Origin of the sequence: Pseudoalteromonas sp. SG43-5, from assembly GCF_014164345.1 — a bacterium.
GTDB classification, from domain to species: Bacteria; Pseudomonadota; Gammaproteobacteria; order Enterobacterales; family Alteromonadaceae; genus Pseudoalteromonas; species Pseudoalteromonas distincta.
On the sequence record NZ_JACJFA010000007.1, the window covers coordinates 17,068 to 35,669 of the forward strand.

At 39.5% G+C, this 18,602-nt stretch carries 20 protein-coding genes and 1 tRNA gene; 11 read left to right on the top strand and 10 right to left on the bottom strand.

Translation table 11 applies throughout. The annotated features are described in order from the left end of the window. The first annotated feature begins 172 nt into the window (after window positions 1–172). The 3 genes from H5161_RS09285 (at window position 173) to H5161_RS09295 (ending at window position 3,393) form a co-directional block, all read left to right on the top strand. The gene (locus H5161_RS09285) at window positions 173–2,245 is read left to right on the top strand and encodes a catalase (RefSeq protein WP_182769140.1); all 2,073 of its coding nucleotides are present in this window, start codon (window positions 173–175) and stop codon (window positions 2,243–2,245) included. Window positions 2,246–2,348: 103 nt separating this feature from the next. Further along, on the top strand, window positions 2,349–2,819 hold the full coding sequence (locus H5161_RS09290) for a GFA family protein (RefSeq protein WP_058154198.1): 471 nt from the start codon (window positions 2,349–2,351) through the stop codon (window positions 2,817–2,819). A gap of 100 nt (window positions 2,820–2,919) precedes the next feature. Next, on the top strand, window positions 2,920–3,393 hold the full coding sequence (locus tag H5161_RS09295; protein ID WP_058154199.1) for a VOC family protein: 474 nt from the start codon (window positions 2,920–2,922) through the stop codon (window positions 3,391–3,393). Window positions 3,394–3,611: 218 nt separating this feature from the next. Here H5161_RS09295 and H5161_RS09300 read toward each other — a convergent pair. Continuing rightward, a tRNA-Leu gene (locus H5161_RS09300) sits at window positions 3,612–3,696 on the bottom strand. A 388-nt stretch (window positions 3,697–4,084) separates the two neighbouring features. Between H5161_RS09300 and H5161_RS09305 the strand changes: the two genes are divergently transcribed. The 4 genes from H5161_RS09305 (at window position 4,085) to H5161_RS09320 (ending at window position 7,733) form a co-directional block, all read left to right on the top strand. After that, complete coding sequence (locus H5161_RS09305; RefSeq protein ID WP_154903459.1) at window positions 4,085–5,074, top strand: fatty acid desaturase; 990 nt, start codon at window positions 4,085–4,087, stop codon at window positions 5,072–5,074. Window positions 5,075–5,473: 399 nt separating this feature from the next. Further along, window positions 5,474–6,766 (top strand): amidohydrolase, encoded by a 1,293-nt coding sequence (locus H5161_RS09310; protein WP_002958068.1) that lies wholly within the window; start codon window positions 5,474–5,476, stop codon window positions 6,764–6,766. A gap of 234 nt (window positions 6,767–7,000) precedes the next feature. Then, the gene (locus tag H5161_RS09315) at window positions 7,001–7,414 is read left to right on the top strand and encodes a GFA family protein (protein WP_007377055.1); all 414 of its coding nucleotides are present in this window, start codon (window positions 7,001–7,003) and stop codon (window positions 7,412–7,414) included. A gap of 97 nt (window positions 7,415–7,511) precedes the next feature. Further along, window positions 7,512–7,733 carry a hypothetical protein gene (locus H5161_RS09320; RefSeq protein WP_154903460.1) on the top strand — a complete coding sequence of 74 codons (222 nt, stop codon included), beginning with the start codon at window positions 7,512–7,514 and terminating at the stop codon, window positions 7,731–7,733. Here H5161_RS09320 and H5161_RS09325 read toward each other — a convergent pair. Next, complete coding sequence (locus tag H5161_RS09325; protein WP_154903461.1) at window positions 7,722–8,918, bottom strand: MFS transporter; 1,197 nt, start codon at window positions 8,916–8,918, stop codon at window positions 7,722–7,724. The two genes, H5161_RS09320 and H5161_RS09325, sit on opposite strands and share 12 nt — an antisense overlap. A 106-nt stretch (window positions 8,919–9,024) precedes the next feature. On the opposite strand from H5161_RS09325, the gene H5161_RS09330 reads away from it, so the two are divergent. Further along, window positions 9,025–9,819, top strand: a complete 795-nt coding sequence (locus H5161_RS09330; RefSeq protein WP_182769141.1) for a helix-turn-helix domain-containing protein — start codon at window positions 9,025–9,027, stop codon at window positions 9,817–9,819. A gap of 7 nt (window positions 9,820–9,826) precedes the next feature. Here H5161_RS09330 and H5161_RS09335 read toward each other — a convergent pair whose 3' ends face one another. The 3 genes from H5161_RS09335 to H5161_RS09345 all read right to left on the bottom strand — a co-directional run bounded on the left by H5161_RS09335 (window position 9,827) and on the right by H5161_RS09345 (window position 13,337). Then, complete coding sequence (locus tag H5161_RS09335) at window positions 9,827–11,887, bottom strand: TonB-dependent receptor (protein ID WP_182769142.1); 2,061 nt, start codon at window positions 11,885–11,887, stop codon at window positions 9,827–9,829. A 74-nt stretch (window positions 11,888–11,961) separates the two neighbouring features. Continuing rightward, complete coding sequence (locus H5161_RS09340) at window positions 11,962–12,618, bottom strand: YoaK family protein (RefSeq protein ID WP_138488600.1); 657 nt, start codon at window positions 12,616–12,618, stop codon at window positions 11,962–11,964. Between the two features lie 29 nt (window positions 12,619–12,647). Beyond that, window positions 12,648–13,337: an ABC transporter substrate-binding protein gene (locus H5161_RS09345; protein WP_182732775.1), complete on the bottom strand. Its 690-nt coding sequence runs from the start codon at window positions 13,335–13,337 to the stop codon at window positions 12,648–12,650. Between the two features lie 123 nt (window positions 13,338–13,460). Between H5161_RS09345 and H5161_RS09350 the strand changes: the two genes are divergently transcribed. The 3 genes from H5161_RS09350 (at window position 13,461) to H5161_RS09360 (ending at window position 15,254) form a co-directional block, all read left to right on the top strand. Further along, window positions 13,461–13,709, top strand: coding sequence for a TIGR03643 family protein (locus tag H5161_RS09350; protein ID WP_024595124.1), 249 nt, complete (start codon window positions 13,461–13,463; stop codon window positions 13,707–13,709). A gap of 76 nt (window positions 13,710–13,785) precedes the next feature. Next, window positions 13,786–14,148, top strand: coding sequence for a hypothetical protein (locus H5161_RS09355; protein WP_182769143.1), 363 nt, complete (start codon window positions 13,786–13,788; stop codon window positions 14,146–14,148). 23 nt (window positions 14,149–14,171) lie between these two features. Then, window positions 14,172–15,254, top strand: a complete 1,083-nt coding sequence (locus H5161_RS09360; RefSeq protein ID WP_182695738.1) for an endonuclease/exonuclease/phosphatase family protein — start codon at window positions 14,172–14,174, stop codon at window positions 15,252–15,254. Window positions 15,255–15,417: 163 nt separating this feature from the next. On the opposite strand, the gene H5161_RS09365 is transcribed toward H5161_RS09360, so the two are convergent. The 5 genes from H5161_RS09365 to H5161_RS09385 all read right to left on the bottom strand — a co-directional run bounded on the left by H5161_RS09365 (window position 15,418) and on the right by H5161_RS09385 (window position 18,095). Next, entirely contained in the window at window positions 15,418–15,963 is a 546-nt protein-coding gene (locus H5161_RS09365) for a hypothetical protein (RefSeq protein WP_182769144.1), read from the bottom strand. Between the two features lie 3 nt (window positions 15,964–15,966). Beyond that, a complete protein-coding gene (locus tag H5161_RS09370) occupies window positions 15,967–16,290 on the bottom strand; it encodes a hypothetical protein (RefSeq protein WP_182769145.1) in 324 nt (107 codons plus the stop codon). A 2-nt stretch (window positions 16,291–16,292) separates the two neighbouring features. Further along, complete coding sequence (locus H5161_RS09375) at window positions 16,293–16,703, bottom strand: hypothetical protein (protein ID WP_182769146.1); 411 nt, start codon at window positions 16,701–16,703, stop codon at window positions 16,293–16,295. After that, window positions 16,690–17,403, bottom strand: coding sequence for an HNH endonuclease (locus H5161_RS09380; RefSeq protein ID WP_182769147.1), 714 nt, complete (start codon window positions 17,401–17,403; stop codon window positions 16,690–16,692). Before H5161_RS09380 ends, H5161_RS09375 begins: the two co-directional genes overlap by 14 nt. 146 nt (window positions 17,404–17,549) lie before the next feature. Beyond that, entirely contained in the window at window positions 17,550–18,095 is a 546-nt protein-coding gene (locus H5161_RS09385; protein WP_013868587.1) for a GNAT family N-acetyltransferase, read from the bottom strand. Between the last annotated feature and the right edge of the window lie 507 nt (window positions 18,096–18,602).

Genomic DNA, 18,602 nt, shown 5'->3' on the forward strand with positions numbered 1-18,602 from the left:
CTGTGTAACTTTTTCTTTTATAAACCACCTCAAATACTACATTGTTATCTGTACAGCCCTTTTTTACTAGGTTGGATGGCTGGTCTTTATTTTGCATTTGCATAGTCGCTTTTAGCTTTAAAGCTCATAAAAACTATTGACCCATTAAATCAAACTGTATGAAGGACTAAACATGGCTGAATCATTTAAATACTCAGGTAATAAAGGGCATGGCGGCGAATTGCATCAAAAGGCGTCGGACGAACACCCTACTATGACCACCGCGCAGGGCTGCCCTGTAAGTGACGATCAAAACTCATTACGTGCAGGCAAGCGTGGCCCAGGATTATTAGAAGATCATATAATGCGCGAGAAGATCTTTCACTTTGATCACGAACGCATTCCTGAGCGAGTAGTGCACGCTAGAGGTTATGGTGCACACGGATATTTTGAAACTTACGACACGCTTGAAGATTTAACCTGTGCAGATATTTTTCAGCGAAAAGGTGAAAAAACGCCTGTGTTTACTCGCTTCTCTACGGTTGCAGGTAATAAAGGATCACCAGATTTAGCACGTGATGTACGCGGTTTTGCGGTAAAATTTTATACCCAAGAAGGAAACTGGGATTTAGTGGGTAACAATATACCGGTATTCTTTATTCAGGATGCAATGAAGTTTCCTGATTTAATTCATAGCGCTAAAGCCGAGCCTGATCGTGGTTTTCCGCAGGCGCAAACAGCACATGATAACTTTTGGGACTTTGTGAGTTTGTCACCTGAGTCAATGCACATGGTTATGTGGGCAATGTCTGATAGAGCTATTCCACGCTCTTTACGCTTTATGGAAGGTTTTGGTGTTCATACCTTTAAATTTATTAATGCCAAAGGTGATGAGAAATTTGTTAAATTTCATTGGAAACCAAAAGGCGGAATGCAATCTGTAGTATGGAACGAAGCACTTAAGCTAAACGGCGCGGACCCTGATTTTCATCGCAGAGACATGTGGGAATCTATTGGCAACGGCGACTTCCCTGAGTGGGAACTAGGTGTACAGGTGTTTGATCAGCAATTTGCTGATGAATTTGAATTTGATGTTTTTGATGCCACCAAGCTTATACCTGAAGAGCAAGTACCAGTGCAAATTGTTGGTCGTATGGTGCTTGACCGTGTTGTAGACAACTTTTTTGCAGAAACAGAGCAAGTAGCATTTTGTACTCAAAACATTGTACCGGGGCTCGACTTTACACCTGACCCGCTACTGCAAGGTCGTAACTTTTCATACTTAGATACCCAAACCAAGCGTTTAGGTGGTCCTAACTTTACGCATATTCCGGTCAATGCGCCTAAATGTCCAATGCGTCATTTTCAGCAAGATGGCCACATGGCAATGCACAATCCAAAAGGGCGTGTTAATTATGAGCCAAACTCATGGAGCGGCGACGAAAACAACCCGCGCGAATGCCCAGTACATGGCTTTAAAAGCTCAAAGGAACCTGAAGTAAGTGGCGGTGATAAACTGCGTTATCGCTCAGAAACATTCAGCGATCATTACAGTCAAGCTCGTCAATTTTATTTAAGTCAAACAGAGGTAGAGCAGGCGCATATTCAATCTGCGTACGTGTTTGAGCTGTCTAAAGTTGAGCATTTGCCAATACGAGAACGTTTGGTATCGCACTTGTTAAATATTGACGAAACCCTCGCAAATAAAGTTGCCGAAGGACTTGGCTTGCAAGAAATGCCAGCTCCAGCTGAAGCTGCAATGCCAACACGTAAAGACTTACCTGTATCTGATGCGTTAAGTATTTTGAAAAATGCGCCCAACACCTTCAAAGGCCGTAAATTAGGTATTTTAGTAAGTGATGGCTTTAATGCAGAAATTTTTGAATCGGTTACCAATGCACTTAAAAGTGAAGGTGCAAACTTTGAAATTATTGCCCCGCAAGTTGGCGGTGCTAAATGCAGTAAAGGTAAACACTTTAAAGCTGATCAGGTTATTAATGGTGGTCCATCGGTTTTATACGATGCGGTACTTGTACTCACCACCGAAGATGGAGCTAAAAAACTAGCTGCCGTAGCAGAAGCTAAAGACTTTGTAAGTGATGCGTACGCACATATGAAATTTATAGGCTTTACAAATGAGGCTAAGCCTTTATTTAAAGCGGCAGGCCTTGATGGAAAAGTAGATGATGGTTGGATAGATTTAGAGGCACATTCAGCCGATAAATTTATAAATACATTGCGTAATTTAAGATATTGGGAGCGTTAGTAAGCTCAATAATTAAAAAAACCACAGCATGTAATTGTTGTGGTTTTTTTAGCTCACCTAGTTAAGGTATTAGTTCAAGCCAACAATAAATATTGGATATATTATGAAGCTTAATGGCGCTTGTCACTGTGGCAAAGTGGTATTTACGGTCAACTCAAAACACCCTTATCCTTACAATTTATGTTACTGCTCTATATGCCGTAAAACCGCAGGGAGCGGCGGGTTTGTTATTAATTTAAACGCGCAATACAGCACGCTTGAGGTTACAGGGCGTGAACACATAACTATTTATCATGCAAAAATAGGCGATAAAATCAGCCCTGCAGAGCGTCATTTTTGTAAGCATTGTAGTGCTAACTTGTGGTTATACGATGCACGTTGGCCTGAGCAAGTTCACCCCTTTGCTGGTGCAATAGATAGTGAGTTACCCATACCGCCAGAGCGCACTCATTTAATGCTTGGTAGTAAAGCAAATTGGGTAAATGCGCCCATTAATGAAGGTGACAAGCAGTTTGAAGAATACCCTGATGAAAGTATTGCTGCTTGGCATAAACGTTTAAACCTCGAAAAGTAACGCAATTTTTTGTATGAGCTAAGCTTAAATTTAGGGGCAATTAAACGCATATTTAGTTAATTAAATATTAAAAATCACCGCGTAAGTAAAGGAGAATATTATGGCAGTCTCAGCAATACCAAAAGGGTTTCATTCAGTTACACCTTATTTAATTATGAATGACGCACAAAAAGCGATAGATTTTTATTGTGATGCATTTAGTGCTGAACACGTAATGCAGATGCCTTTACCTGATGGTGGAATAGCCCATGCAGAAATAATAATTGGTGATTCGCATATTATGCTTTCAGATAATGGTTCTGAAGAGCATTTAAAAAACCCAAAAGAACTCGGTGGTACAGCGCTAAGCCTTATGCTTTATGTTGAAGATGTTGATACCGTGTTTAAAAAAGCAATTGAGCTTGGTGCAACACTAATAAGACCCGTACATGACCAGTTTTATGGTGATAGGACCGGCACACTACAAGACCCATTTGGTCATATATGGATCATTGGTACACACAAAGAAGATGTTAGTGACGAAGAGTTAAATAATCGAATTGGGAATATAACAAATCAAGAGCAAGACGCATAACTCGCATGCTAATTAGATTTATGTAGCTTTCTAATTACCTTGATGGCTTCATTGGAAGGCTTGTAGCTTTTGCTTCAGCTTAACTAGGTTTTACCTTGTTATCGAAACCGTTTTCTTATTTAAAAGTAGCTCACTTAGTAAAGCGAATTGGTATAGATTACTAGTTAAATTTTAGGCATAAAAAAACCTCAGCCAATAATTAGCTGAGGTTCAAAAAGTGGTACCAGCGGCCGGACTCGAACCGGCACTCCTTTCGGAAGGGGATTTTGAATCCCCCATGTCTACCAATTTCATCACGCTGGCATAATTTTTCTTTAATCTTTTAAGCATAAAAAGATAAAGAAAAACCACTTAAAATAAAAAGGATACTTATATACCTCTTATTCTGTATCCGCATTATACAAACAAAAGAGGGGGCGGCAAGCCTTTTCTTTTATTTGCATAAACAACTGGTTGATAATTAATCGTTTATAGCAAGGAGACTCTACCGGTAAATTTTTTAAGTCTTTTTGGGCTGATATATAAAGCGAATATTTTGGGTTATGAGTGCTATTAAACTGTTATGCGATTGAATAAATAAGCAATTGAACTATTGATAATAGTGAATCGTATAATAATTATTCCTGCTTTATGCCGATTTTGCGCTTGATTCAGGTATTATTTGTACAACAAGGTTTTTAAGACATTAATTATGACTCAATTAAGTGCCAAACAGAACATTCAATCGATTGTTAAAGCTATTAAGGCAGAAGAAGCATTACTTCGTCAAAAATACCCATTACTTGAACATCAAAATACCTTAGGGTTAATTATTTTATTGCTGTCGCTTAGCGCATTAATTGGTGTTGGTGTTTTATATTATTTAGCCCTAATACCTGCTTGGGTGTGTATAGTGCTTGCGGCTATTGCTGCGTCTATTTCCCATGAGTTAGAGCACGACCTTATACATAAACAATACTTTAGCAATCAGCCTTTCATGCATAACTTAATGATGTTAGCAGTATGGTTAATGCGGCCAAATACTATTAGCCCATGGTACCGACGTAAAATGCATTTACACCATCACAAAACCTCAGGCACACAACAAGACCTAGAAGAACGCTTGGTGGGAAACGGTATTAAAAATCCATTTTTACGTGCGCTAGTTATTGTAGATGGGTTATTAGGGCTAATTATTTCTACTAAACGTTTTAGAAAAGAAATTAATGGCTTTAGTTTTTCGAGTGTTTTTAATGCGGGATTTCCGATAGCGACTGCGTATTTTGCTGTTTTATATAGCGTTATTTTATTTCATATTGTTGATTTATTTATACCACTTTCGCTAAATTCACCTAGTTGGTTGTTAAGTACAATGGATGTGTTTGAATTTTTAATGGTTGTGCTCATTGTGCCTAATATTATTCGTTCAAGTTCGCTTAATTTTGTTACCTCAAGCATGCATTACTATGGTGGCGTTAATAACATACTTGAACAAACTCATGTACTAACGAGTCGTTTATTTATGCCGTTTCACTTATTTTGTTTTAACTTTGGTAAAACGCATACCATTCATCATTTTGTGCCAAATCAGCCGTTTTATTTACGCCAAATGCTAAGTAAAAAAATACTTAAAGTAATGGCGCAGCACAACGTGCGCTTTAATGATTTTGACAGCATTAAAAATGCGAATGCTTATAAATAATTACCTCCAACATTAGGAGGTTCTACATTGCTATTCTTATTTTATAGTTTGAATAGCGATTATGTACCAAGCCCATTACCCGTGAATTTACTCTATCCATCGCAACGTTTATTAAGCCCAACTGTCCGCGCTTTGGTGGACTATTTATTGCCATTTTTAAATCAACAAAAGCAAAAGTGGTAGGCTTAATTAGCGCTAAAACTTTAAACTAAAAATAGATAAAACCAGTGAAAAGTGAAGTGGCCCTTCATAGTTGAGCATCTAGCTTAAATGGGATTGATTATTGTAGAGCCTTCAGTAATAGTGGTTATAGAGCAAACTAATTATGTTCTCAATAATACATAAGGGTTCGTGCTCATCAATATTATAAAACCAATAAATATAATAAGGACAAACAGGATGAAAAAATCACTAATTTCAATAGCGTTGGGCTTTGCTGCCCTTAGTGCGTTTAATGCCAATGCAAACATTGATCAGCAAGTTAAAAAGATAGAGCAACAGGTTATTGATTGGCGACGTGATTTTCATCAAAACCCTGAGCTTGGAAATCGCGAAACCCGCACAGCAGGTATTGTCGCTAAGCACTTAAAGTCGCTGGGTATGGAAGTACAAACAGGGATTGCTTATACAGGTGTTGTGGGGCTATTAAAAGGTGCAAAGCCAGGCCCAACAGTAATGCTACGCGCAGATATGGACGCGCTGCCAGTTACTGAAAAAGCAGATGTTGATTTTAAATCAACTAAAACCACCAATTACCGTGGTGTAGATGTAGGCATAATGCATGCTTGTGGGCACGACACGCACGTGGCTATGCTAATGGGCGCTGCACAAGTGCTTGCAAACATGAAGGATGAGCTACACGGTAATATTATGTTTGTATTTCAGCCTGCAGAAGAAGGCGCACCTGAGGGGGAAGAGGGGGGCGCTGAGTTAATGCTTAAAGAAGGCATATTTAAACAATACAAACCAGAAGCTGCTTTTGGGTTACACATAACATCTAGTTTGCACAGCGGTAAAATTGGCTATAGAAGTGGCCCAGCAATGGCCAGTGCAGACCGGTTTGAAATAACAGTACATGGCAAGCAGGCACACGGCTCTGCACCGTGGACTGGGGTTGACCCCATTGCCGCAGCTGCGCAAATAGTAACAGGCGTAAATCATATTGTTAGTCGCCAAATCAACATTACCAAAGAGCCTGCTATTGTCTCGTTTGGTAAGATAGCGGGTGGGGTACGTAATAATATTATTCCTGAAGAAGTCGAAATGGTAGGTACAATTCGTAACTTTGATATGGATAACCGAGCACAAATATTTGAAAAAATAAAAACCACAGCCACGCACATTGCTAAATCGTCAGGTGCAACTGCAGAGGTACACATTCACGAAGGTTATCCGGTAACGATTAATAACCCAAAGTTAACTGCGCAAATGTTACCTAGCCTTAAAAAAGCAGCAGGTAATGAAAACGTAGTTGAAATGGGAAAAATAACCGGCGCAGAAGACTTTTCGTTTTACGCATTAGAAGTGCCGAGTGTATTTGTATTTTTAGGCGGCACACCAAGTGAGCAAGATTTAAATACAGTGGCTAGTAATCACTCACCTTATTTTTATGCCGACGAATCATCGTTTAAAGTAGGCACTAAGGCGCTTAGTCTGTTAGCTGTTGATTATTTAAACGCACATAAAAGATAGCTTAAACACACCACGTTACGCTATTAGCTTAACGTGGTATTGCTGTTTTATTTAAAACATCGCATCATGTTTGTAGCACTTGCTCAATTTTGAAAAAATCACTCTCAAAAATTAAAAACCTAACCGAATATACAAATGAACCGGCGAGCAATTTTTTATATTTTAAAAATAATGAATCGATACTGCCGGTCTTATATCTCGATTCAATCTTCATAAGCATTAAGGATTTAAATAATGGAAATTACTGGAAGCTGTTACTGTGGTGAAATTAAATACCAGGCAAAGTCTCAAAATAACAATGCACTTGTTTGCCATTGTAGCGATTGCCAACGTATGTCGAGCGGCCCATTTAGAGCCGTTATAATTGCAGAGCCAAATTCGGTAGTATTTACCCAAGGTGAGCCAAAAGAGTTTGTTAAAACAGCGCAAAGTGGTAACAAGCGTGCGCAAGGTTTTTGTGGCACATGTGGTACAACACTTTATGCAACTAACGAAGCTAAAGCTGACCGTGTATATGGCTTGCGTATTGGTGCGGTTGATCAGCGTGATCAGTTTACGCCAACAGCACAAATTTGGGCTAAATCAACATTGAGCTGGTTGAGCGGCTTACACGAAGTACCTGCGTTTGATACAACCCCACAAAACTAGTTATTTGGGGTTATCAGTATTACTTTTTTAGTAAGCGGTTTGAAATTTATTTAACCAAATGACTGTCTACTTATAAGTCAGTCATTTGGAGAATAATATGTGTAGTTCACCTAAAAGCAGCCGAGCAGTGAAAAAAACAGCCATTAGTTTTAATGATGAGCTTACTCAAGAGCAGCGCTTGCGTTTTACTGCAAAAGCTAATTTAGCACAAGAGCGCCGTGAACAGCGCGAAGTAACGAATAAACGCTATGAGCAAAAGCACGCGAGTAGTAAACCTTCGTCTGGTTTATTTTCGTGGTTACAGCAGCTAGTTAGCTGATTTAGCTAAAGTGGTGTTTTTACCACTGCCCAAACCACATAAAGCACACAGTACTCCGGCAATAGCGCACAACCACAATGGCGCACTCCAACTGCCTGTTGTAGTGTGTAATGCACCAGCTAGCATAGGACCAATAGCCGCGAGCAAATAACCTACGCTTTGCGACATACCTGAAAGCGACGCTGCTTGTTGCGAATCGTCAGTTCGTAAACTAATAAACGACAGCCCCAATATAAAACATGCCCCAGAGCAAAAGCCCAGCATTAGGGTCCAAACAAAAGCAAAGCTAGGCATGTAAAGCAGCCCCAATGCACTGAGTGCACTCAACATGGCTAAAATAAAGCTAAGCGCGCTTTGATCTTTTAATTTGGCAAGTAACGGAATTAATATTAAACCCGGTAATGCAGTCGCTATTTGAAAAGCACCATGATAAGCACCTGCTTGGGTAGCTGAGTGACCGGTTTCGGTTAATATGCTTGGTAACCACGTAATAATTATATAATTTAAAAACGAGTTTAAGCCCAGCAGTAGGGTAATTTGCCATGCTAGTAAATAACGCCATACACTTTTTGACGTGTCAGTGTGTTGAGCAATACTCGCGGGTTTTGTGTGCTTACTTAATTGCGACATCCATACAATAATGCTCGCCAAAGTAATAAGAGCTGATGAGCCCAGCGCAAGTTGCCATCCTAATCCGTTTAACTGACTAAGCGGAAATACTAAAGTAGAAAACCCACCCGACACCACGCCCATAGTAAGCACGTAGGCTGAGGTCATTAACGCAACCTTTGCAGGGAAGTCGCGCTTAATTAAACTTGGTAATAATACGTTTGCGATGGCAATGCCCACACCAATAATAGCGGTGCCTACAAAAAGCATGGCTGAGGTATTTATTACCCGCGCTGCAACCCCTGCAAGTATAAATAACAAAGCCACAAACAAGGTGCGCTCTAACCCTTGCTTTTTAGCAAGAGTTGCCGCCATTGGCGATGCAACCGCAAAGGCTATGAGTGGCAGTGTTGTTAAAAAACCAGCTTGCGATGCGCTAAGCCCAAAGTGATTAATAATTTGTTCAAGCACAGGTGCAATACCTGTAAATGTGGCGCGTAAATTTGCGGCAATAAGTAATATGCCAAGCACAAGTAATATGCCAGCAAAGCGTGATTTAGGTGTGTTATTTAACAAAAGGGAAGACCATTAAAGCTAATACTTAATGGGCGCTAGTATAAAGGCTTAGCAAAAACTATAATTTAGAGATAATGACATTAAATAACTAAAAACAGACAAAACTATGTTTGATGCAATTGGCTGGGACGACATTAAAAATTTTGAAACTATGGCGCAGCCCATAATAGCCAAAATAGAGCATGCCCATGCAAGTCACGAAATACCACTACATACCCATCCAAAAGGGCAATTAATTTTAGCGCTGCATGGGTATGTAACGTGTGAAGTATCGGCCAAAATGTGGATGGTGCCCACGCACAGTGCAATTTGGATCCCAGCACAAAAGGTGCATAGCAATAGGGCGTCTGATAACGCGCAGCTTTGTCATTTATTTATTGATAGTAGTAAAAACGGTATGCCGCTAAATACCTGTACGTTAGCTATTACGCCGTTGGTTAAAGAGCTAATGTGTGAGTTGGCTGGGCATAATCAGCACTATACTTTAAATAGTAAAACAGCGCGTTTAGCGCAGGTGTTATTTGATCAACTTATTGAAATGCCCGTACAACCACTGGATTTTGTATTATCTAAAAATGAGGTAATTCAAACTATGAGCGATCAGCTTATAAACAAGCCAAACAACCGAAAAACACTACCACAATGGGCTAAGCAGTTTGCATTAACTGAGCGCACATTAGCGCGGTTAATTAAAAAAGAAACCGGTATGACATTTGGAAAATGGCGTACGCAATTGCATATAATTACAGCCTTAAAAGCGCTTTCTGATAAGCAAAGTGTGCAGCAGGTGTCGGAGTTATTAGGGTATGAGTCGGTGAGTGCATTTATTACTATGTTTAAAAAGGTAATGAAAAAGTCGCCCATGAAATACATGAGCGATTTAAATCAGCTTAGCCCTTAAATAAGCATTACCACGTATAAGTTGCCGAAAGCATCGCGTTACGAGGCCTACCCGGGAAGTATCTGTCGCCGGTAAAACTGGTGTAATCGGCGCGCTCTGCATAGGCCTCATCAGTTAAGTTAATAATACGAGCAAGTAGCTCAAGATTACTAGTAACTTGCCACTGTGCGCGTAGGCTTAAAACATCATGCCCTTGGTATTTATTTAAGTTTTCTGGGTCGGTGTAGTAGTTACCAACGCGGTGCCACTGCAAAGCAAATTGCGCGTTGTTTAATGCCTGCCATGTTAAATCGAGATTAGCAATATTACGCGGCGCGGTATCTATGTCGTTGCCGTTTATATTTAAACCGTTAAGTATTTGGTTGTTAGTGTAAGTATGCTTTGCGTGAGTGCCAGCAAAGTTAAGCGCAAGCGACTTAGTGAGCTGGTAGTCAAGCTCAAGCTCAATACCACGATGGCGAGAGCTGCCATTATTTACCGTAAAAAAGTCACTATCGCGGTAAATCGTATTGTGTTTACTCATAGCGTAAACCGACACGCCATAACGTAGTTTTTCGTAAATTCCTTTAATACCCAGCTCTGCGTTATTTGCTATTTCGGCGCTTAAATTTGCAGTAGTTTGCTCGCGTTGTAATTGGTATAGTTCAGCCGCTTGTGGCGCTCTGTAACCGCGAGAAAAGTTTGCATAAAGCGTGTTATTTGTATTGTACTGATAACTAACCCCAAGCTTTGGCGATAGATTACTAAAACTATTTTTCCCACTCTCAGGGCGGCTGTATCGGCAACCACCAAAGCTGCATTCTGTACCATCGTCTTTTGTTCTACCTGCTAGCATATTATTGGTGTAGTCGTACTGCATATGCTCGTAGCGCACACCTGCAGTAAGTAACCACTTATTTAATTGCCAATCAACCGATGCAAAAGGGGCATAAAGCGTGGCGTTTACATCGTAATCGTAATGCTTACCTTGGGGTACTGTAGCAACTAAAAATGCAGAACCTTGAGTGGGCTCGTTTTGGCTTTGAGTAAAATCGGCTTGCGTGTATTCGCCATCAAGCCCTAGGTTTATTTTTATATTACGTTGTAAATTATGTTGATAAAGCGATTGCACACCAAAGCCGGTTTGGCTGTTTGTTTCAAGCGGTGTGCCGGGTAAAAAGTGCTTAAAAAAGTCCATGCTTTGGTCGCGAAAATATAACGTAGTAGAGAGCACATCATCGTTATTTAATTGCCATGTTGCATTGCTCCATGCTCTAAATGCGCGTGCTTTTCTAAATGCGTCAGGGTCAAAGTTTTTTTGCGCGAGGTCTTCGTTTTTATAGCTTTCAAAGCCTGTAATAAATCCCGCAGTTTGCTGATCAAGATTTGTATAAGTAAGGCCTGAGGTAAGTAATAAATTATTATTTGAATAGCGATGGCGAATATTTACTTTTTGTTGCTCTGCGCTTTCGTCGTCGCGGTAACCTCTATCGTCGGTAACACTTGCGTTAATGCCGATACCGCTGTTGCCGTAATCTTGCCCTGCGCGTAATTTGTAGCGAGTATAACCGTACGAGCCATAATCTAAACCAACTAAGCCACCGCCTTGTGTGGTGTCGGGCGTTATTACATTAATAACACCATGCACAGCGTTTGAGCCATAAAGTGCAGAGCCTGGGCCTTTTAGTACTTCAATGCGCTGCGCCATTTCGCTGTGCGCCTCAAATAGCTCGTTTATGTTACAAAACCCAGCGGCTCTCAGTGGTATACCATCTTCTAAGGTTAATATGCCACCACAAGCGCCAGCGCCCGAAAGTACGGGGGAGCGTAGTGCGGGTAAATATTCTTGGCCATTTCCGCGTTGAATATTAGCTCCTGCTACACGTTGCAGGGCTTCTTCAATATGGGTAGGCGCTATGCTATTTAGCTGCGCTTCGCTGAGTGTACTTATTGATAAAGGGAGTGGGGTAGATAGTGCTTCAATACGTGATGCCGTAGTTGTTATGGTTTCTATTGCATCATTATTTTGATTATTGGCAAACGCAGTGTGGCTAAAGGGTAATATCAGCGGCAGAAAATAAGGTTTCATACATTCCTTGAAAGTAATCTATATTGCATTGCCTCTATAATATGCGGTTTTAATATGCATTTAAACTTGTTGCGTTAAAGCGTACGTAACCTATAAATCCGATACGTAATTGATAAAACAAAACAAGCCACAGCAGGAAATACCAAAGCCAGCACTAAGTAATGCTTAAATAAAACGTAGCCGGTTATACCGCCTAGTAAAAAGCCTGCAATAATGAGTAAAAACATAACGCCTTTACGGGTATCAAATTGCTCACCTTTAAGCGCTTTACCTAGCATTAAACCAAGGTCAGTAAAAATACCGGTTAAATGTGTCGTACGTATAACAGCACCACTGTAATTAGTTGCTAGCGCATTTTGTAACCCACACGCAGCAGACGTTAAAACAATGCCGTAAACGAATGTGTTTTTGAGTAAATAAGCACTCGCAAGCAGTAGCAATCCTTCAATAAAAAGCAAAGTGTCGTAATGACGACCAAGTTTTAATGAGCCACCAGAGAGCAAAAAGCCCGACAGTGCCGAACCCAACATAAAGCTAACAATTATTGAAAGTAACAATAAGGCAGTACTGGGATTAGTTATTGCTTTAATACCAAGTAAAGTAACAGAGCCAGATACATGCGAAATAGCCTGGTGCTCAAATCCTAATAAGCCTACAGCGTTTACTATGCCCGCTATAAATGCGAGCGTAAACGCGCCATATTCAACCCACTTTGGTAGTTTTGTAAACATTGGTTATCTCTTAACGTGTACAGTGTTAATTATTGAGTTTGTGCTTTAAAGCGCTTTATTTGCTCATCAACTAATTTTGTATCTATTACGCCACGCTTAAAAGCAATGTAAGTAGGAAACGTAAACTCATTGAACTGCCTAGCGTATACGTTTTGATATTCCTTTGAGTACCACAAACCTGCTTGATAGTTAGTTATTGCGTATTCAACGCGTTTTTTTTCTAGCAGCTCAAAAGTGTCTTTAGTTGAAAGTGAGCGAAGTAGATTACTCTCATCAAGTTTATACTTTTTAGCAATAACCTCAGGCACAGCAACACCGCGTAGCATTGCTATTGGGGTATTTGATAAATCGTCAGTGAGCAGTTTATCTTTGTTTAAAGCAAATAAACCATACTTAGTAGTATGCAAGGGCACGCTTGTAAAATCTAAATACTTTGCTCGTTCCTCTGTATTGGCCAAAGAGAAATAGCAGTCGTAGTAGCCCAGCGCCATTTCTTTTTTAACGCGCGCCCATGGAAGATGAATTACGTCAATCTTAAGATTCAAATTACGCTCAATAAAGGTTAAGTATTCAATATCTAAACCTGTGAACGTATCGCTTTTCTCATCAAATATAGTAAAAGGCGGGTAGTGAGTTGTTACGCAGCGCAAAGTCTTACTTGGCGCTGCAAGCAATAATGAAGGTAAAGTTAAAGCTAAAAACAGAAATATTGCGCGCATAAATAAAAATTCGATATCTTTTAAAATACATAAATTGAACGCCAATTATACAGTTACTGAGCTTAATTGCATTGATCTAAGTATTTTTACCTAGCGTATAAGTTAAATTTTGTGAGATATACCATGTTTAACGCAGAGCAGCAGTCACGCATTATCGAAATGGCGTGGGAAGATAGAACCCCTTTTGAGGCAATAGAGCAGTTATACGGATTAAAATACCCGCAGCTGGTGGTATTTATGCGCGAACATATTTCAAAAGGCAGTTTTAAAGTGTGGCGTAAACGCCATGCTGGTCGTAAAACAAAACACTTAAAATTACGCGATCCCGCTATTATGCGAAGCCACTGTAAAACACAATATAAACAACGTTAAATAAGTGTAAGTTGTTTCATATGATGTTCAGCCGTGTTTGTTAACCTTTAGCTATTAATTACGCTAGAGATTATTTATGAGAGCACTAACATACACAGCACTAATAGCATTGGCTTTATGTTCAATAAGCGCAGATGCGAAACCGCATAAAGATAAGCATGGTCATAAACACGGCCATAATAAGCATCATTCACATAAACACAACGACAATGACTACCTTTCTAAAAAAGAGGCTAAGCAGCTAATTCGCGCAGGTTGGACGCCACCAGGGCTAAGTAAAAGCTACCACCGAGGCGACTATTTAGATCGTGATTTATATAAACGAGGTAGAGTGATTGAACGCTCTAGAGATAATGGTACAGTGAGTATTGAAATAGACCGTACAGTTGTTCACATGGTGCACGACACCCGAGAAATACTTTCAATCTTAAGTCGCTAAACTAACTTTATAAGGATATTAAAATGCTTATTGCGCTGGCTATAATTATTGGCTTTTTTTTACTGGTTACCTTGTTGCCAATGTCGTACAGCCAGCATTACTTAGTGCGTAGCTGCGACTTTGTGCGCTTACAGGTATTTTATATTGCCAGTTTTGTAGCCGTTACATCGTTGTTTTTATTATGGCAAAGTAGCGCAATAGGCTACGTGTTTATAGCCTTAACCTCATTACTTATAATGATTTTACAAGGTAAATGGATTTACCCGTATACGTGGCTTGCTAAAAAAGAAGTGCAAAGCGCACCAAAGCATATAGACCACAGCGTACGAATTATGTCGGCAAATGTACTGATGTCGAACCATAAAAGTGAGCAGCTAATTAGCCTTGTAGATGAGCACCAACCCGACCTACTTATTACACTTGAGAGTGATAGCTGGTGGGAAAATAAATTATCAGTCATTAAAAAAAATTACCCGTATTACATAGAATGCCCTAAAGACAATCGTTACGGCATGCACTTATACAGCAAGTTTAAAATACTCGATGCACAAATATGTGAGCTAATAGAAGAAGATATTCCTTCAATTCATATTCTGTTTGAAAATGATGAAGGCCTGCAAATGCAAGGGCACTTTATTCACCCAGCACCGCCAAGCCCGACCGAAGAAGACTCATCGCGCCCGCGCGACTCAGAGCTAATAATGGTGGCTAAAGCACTTAAAAACCCAACACGACCTACCATAGTTGCCGGTGATTTAAACGACGTAGCATGGTCGCGTAGCACCCGTTTGTTTATGCAAATAAGTGGCTTTTTAGACCCTCGAAAAGGCCGTGGTTTTTATAACACCTTTCATGCAAGCTACTTTTTTATGCGTTGGCCGCTCGATCACTTATTTCACAGCGAAGGCTTTAAAGTAAAGCGTATTAAGCGCTTAGCTAAGTATGGCTCTGATCACTTTGCACTCCTTACTGAGCTTTCTTACGAAAACGCTAATCAGGAGTCACTAGAAGATAAACCCGATGAGCTTAAGCAAGAAGAAATTCAAGAGCTTGCTATGAATAAGGCAGATAAGCGAAAAGTGCCGAGGTTTGAGGAAAAGTTATAGCTATTAGGCAGTTTAGGTCGGATAAGCGAAGCGCCATCCGACACAGTAAAATACCTTGCCAGTTATAATCATTATTTATGTTGTCGAGTGGCAGGAGAGTGCCAATTGCAAACAGTGGTAACGCCCAAAGCTGCGGCGCGCAGCGTCCGACAGCCTTTTCTTGTTATACATTTCTTGCAGATTTATCCCAAAGACGTCTAGCTTCACTTTCACACATGGTGGCAACATTAATTATCTCAATTGCCGAAGGATCCAGTACACATAGACTCACTTCATTAGTCTCACTTTCTACTTCATTTGGATAGCAAATAGCCTTAAATCCGTGCTTAATTAACACTGCTGAAAACTCCGATCGTTCATTAGCAGCATCTGACTTTCCTTTGGCTTTTAAGCTAACAAGCTTTGCTCTGACATTTTCTATATCTGAAGCCAATTTCTCAGACACAGGATAGGTTTCTTTTTCGTTGAGCATTTGCACTGCAATCCACTTAGGGTTCGGTGAGCCTACATCGAAGAATGGGAAAACTTCTTCTTCCTTAATATTAAGTTTAACCTCAATAATTAGAGGATCACCTTTATGGCCATCCTTGTATGCTTTATTTGCACAAACCATTTTCGCAGAGTTAATATCGCCAAAGTGAGAAAGAGGCCAGAATTCTGTGATATTAGGTGTACGTGTCCCGTGATACCAAGACTGCTTAAAATCCATATCCTAAAAGTTCCTAGTTGCGAATATATTTTTATACCCACGTACTTTTTGAAATAACTCTGTTAAAATTAGTTTGTTGGGTTTTTGTAAAAATTCAGAAAGCAATACTGCTTTAGACTGCTGGATAAAGTTAAATTCTGATTCAGCAACACAAGAAAGAATAGTAACATCCGCTCCTTCTATTTCATTGACTATAGACTTTTTCAATGCGATTACTTCTAGGCAAGAATTATAGTCTGTTGAAATATGAGTAATTAAGATGTCTATGTCTTTATATTTACTGTTACCTATAAAATATGAACCATAACCATATACAGATATCGTCAATTTCAAAGCCAACCATTTTCTTGAAATCGTTCACGCTCATACTCTGTAAGGTAAGTCCAATACTCCCTTCTGTTTATAGCAGCCATGAATCCAGCTGTATCAAACACACCAACCTGATCAGACATACAATTACGTTTAACATCTAGTGAATAACCACACCAATTAGAACTGATAACTACAGCTTGTAAGGGCCCATAGTTTTCACATGACTCTACATATTCAGCAGTATCAAAGGAGTAGCACTCACAGATAAATACTTTTAATCTTCGACCATCAGTTAGCTCAAGACTATAAACGCTAGGGTTAATACGCTCAATTGAGTTTACTTTTGAGTGCTCACGCATACGTTGTTCAAAAAAATTATAGTTTCCGTAATAGCTCATCCATGGAAAATTATCGTTATGTGCTGGCATCTTCTTCTCCAAAAACTAATTTTTCAAAATCTGTAGGAAAACGTAAAACTGCTTGATACGGAATTTCATCATTTACCCATGCTTCATAGCTTTCTACATGTGTTATAAATTTACTAATAATCCGTTGCTCAAGCCTAGAAAATAACTCTCTATTTTCCTGTAATAATTTTATAACTTCACGGTTATTTGGAATAATTGTAGAAAGTCGAGCTGAGGTCCACAAAGCGTGAACTTGATCGTTATTAGGGTTTCTTCTGGCGTTATCAGACAGTGGACCATATTGCTCCCATGCTTGATGATTTTCAGACATATAAATAGATATTTTATCTTTCAACTGATCCGTATTTTCAAATTTTTCTACACCAAGCCTATTTGAAATAAAGCTCTCGTGTACATTTTTCATATCATGGAGAAGACCTACTGGATATTCAGCTTCATTTTCTTCTTTATCAATCAATGTGTGATGAGTAGGACATAATAGTATTAAGTTCTCATAACTATCCCGTTCAGTATTTGATTGTGATTGGTCATATCTATTTGAGCCAGGCTTGTTTCCTTTTATATGAGCCATTTCTCCCAACGTATAGGGGGCAACCCCTGCTGCCTGCTCTACTGAAAGCTTTTCTGTACAATCTGAAAAGGAACATATTCCGGCTGCATTTGACCATAGTAATTTTATCGATTTATTTGTAATAGCCAATGTGCCTCCTGCGAGCTATAACTAAAAATATAACGCCCGCTTAAGGGGCAGCCAACGCTACTACTAAGCTTCCGCATAACACCGTAATCACAAAAACCAACGCATAGTAAAATACCGCGCGTTGGCTGTCCCTCTTGAAGCGTTTGTTATGTTTTGGGCCAATTGGTACGATTTAGACCATAAACAGCATGATCTACAACTCGGCCATTCAAATTTTCTGCGCAACTGATTATGCCCTCAAGCGAGAAACCTAAACGTTCACATACATTACGACTTGGAATATTTTCGCTCGCTGCTGATATCTGAACCTTTTCCATATCAAATTCAGTAAAAGCCAAGTCGGTCAGTTTTAAAACTGACTTACTCACGATACCTTTACCTTGGTATTCAGAGCTTAACCAGTAGCCAATCTCTACTTTTTTCAGTTGACGGTTAATACTGTTAAAACTGATATTTCCAACCAACTTATCTTGGTAAATCATCCCACAAACTAAGGATTTTCCATCAGCATAATCATGCAATGAACTTTTGATAAAGCTAAGAAAAAACTCTTCATTGCTTGCATGAGGAGGCCAAGCTAACCATTGACTCAAATATTCTCGCTCTCGACTGACAATTTCAAGATAGGCCGAAGCATACTTGGGAGTAACCAAAGCCAGTTTCAGATCGGTATCAACATCCAATGTAAACATGATTTCCTCTTAAAAACATAACGCCGTTTTAAGCGGCAAATTGTAGTTGGCTATAATGTGTGAGGAACGAACAACAGCCAACTGTAATTTGTCCGACTTGAAAACCCTTGTTATATGGTTTTATTAGGCCGTATCCGCTTAAAAAACATTGTATACGTGACTGTAAACCAATCGTAATTTACGCTAACTAATTCCCAGCCTTGTTTTCCCAGTTCTGTGCAGCGAGTTTGCAACCTAACAAATTTGGTAGTGCGAAATGTAAAAAGACCACCAACTTTTTCTACTTTATACTCAAATATATCCATATACTTCTATCCTGTGAACCATATAACAATTTAATAGTGCGCTCATCGCGCATATTTCTGCCGACGTCACGCTCATTTTTCTGAATGATATAGTTTTAACAAATAGTTTAAGGTATTACTATTACTAAGTTTCTGAAACTTTAAAGAAAAGATAAATAGAACAATATGCGCTCAGCGCTCATTTTCATGAATATATGCGCAA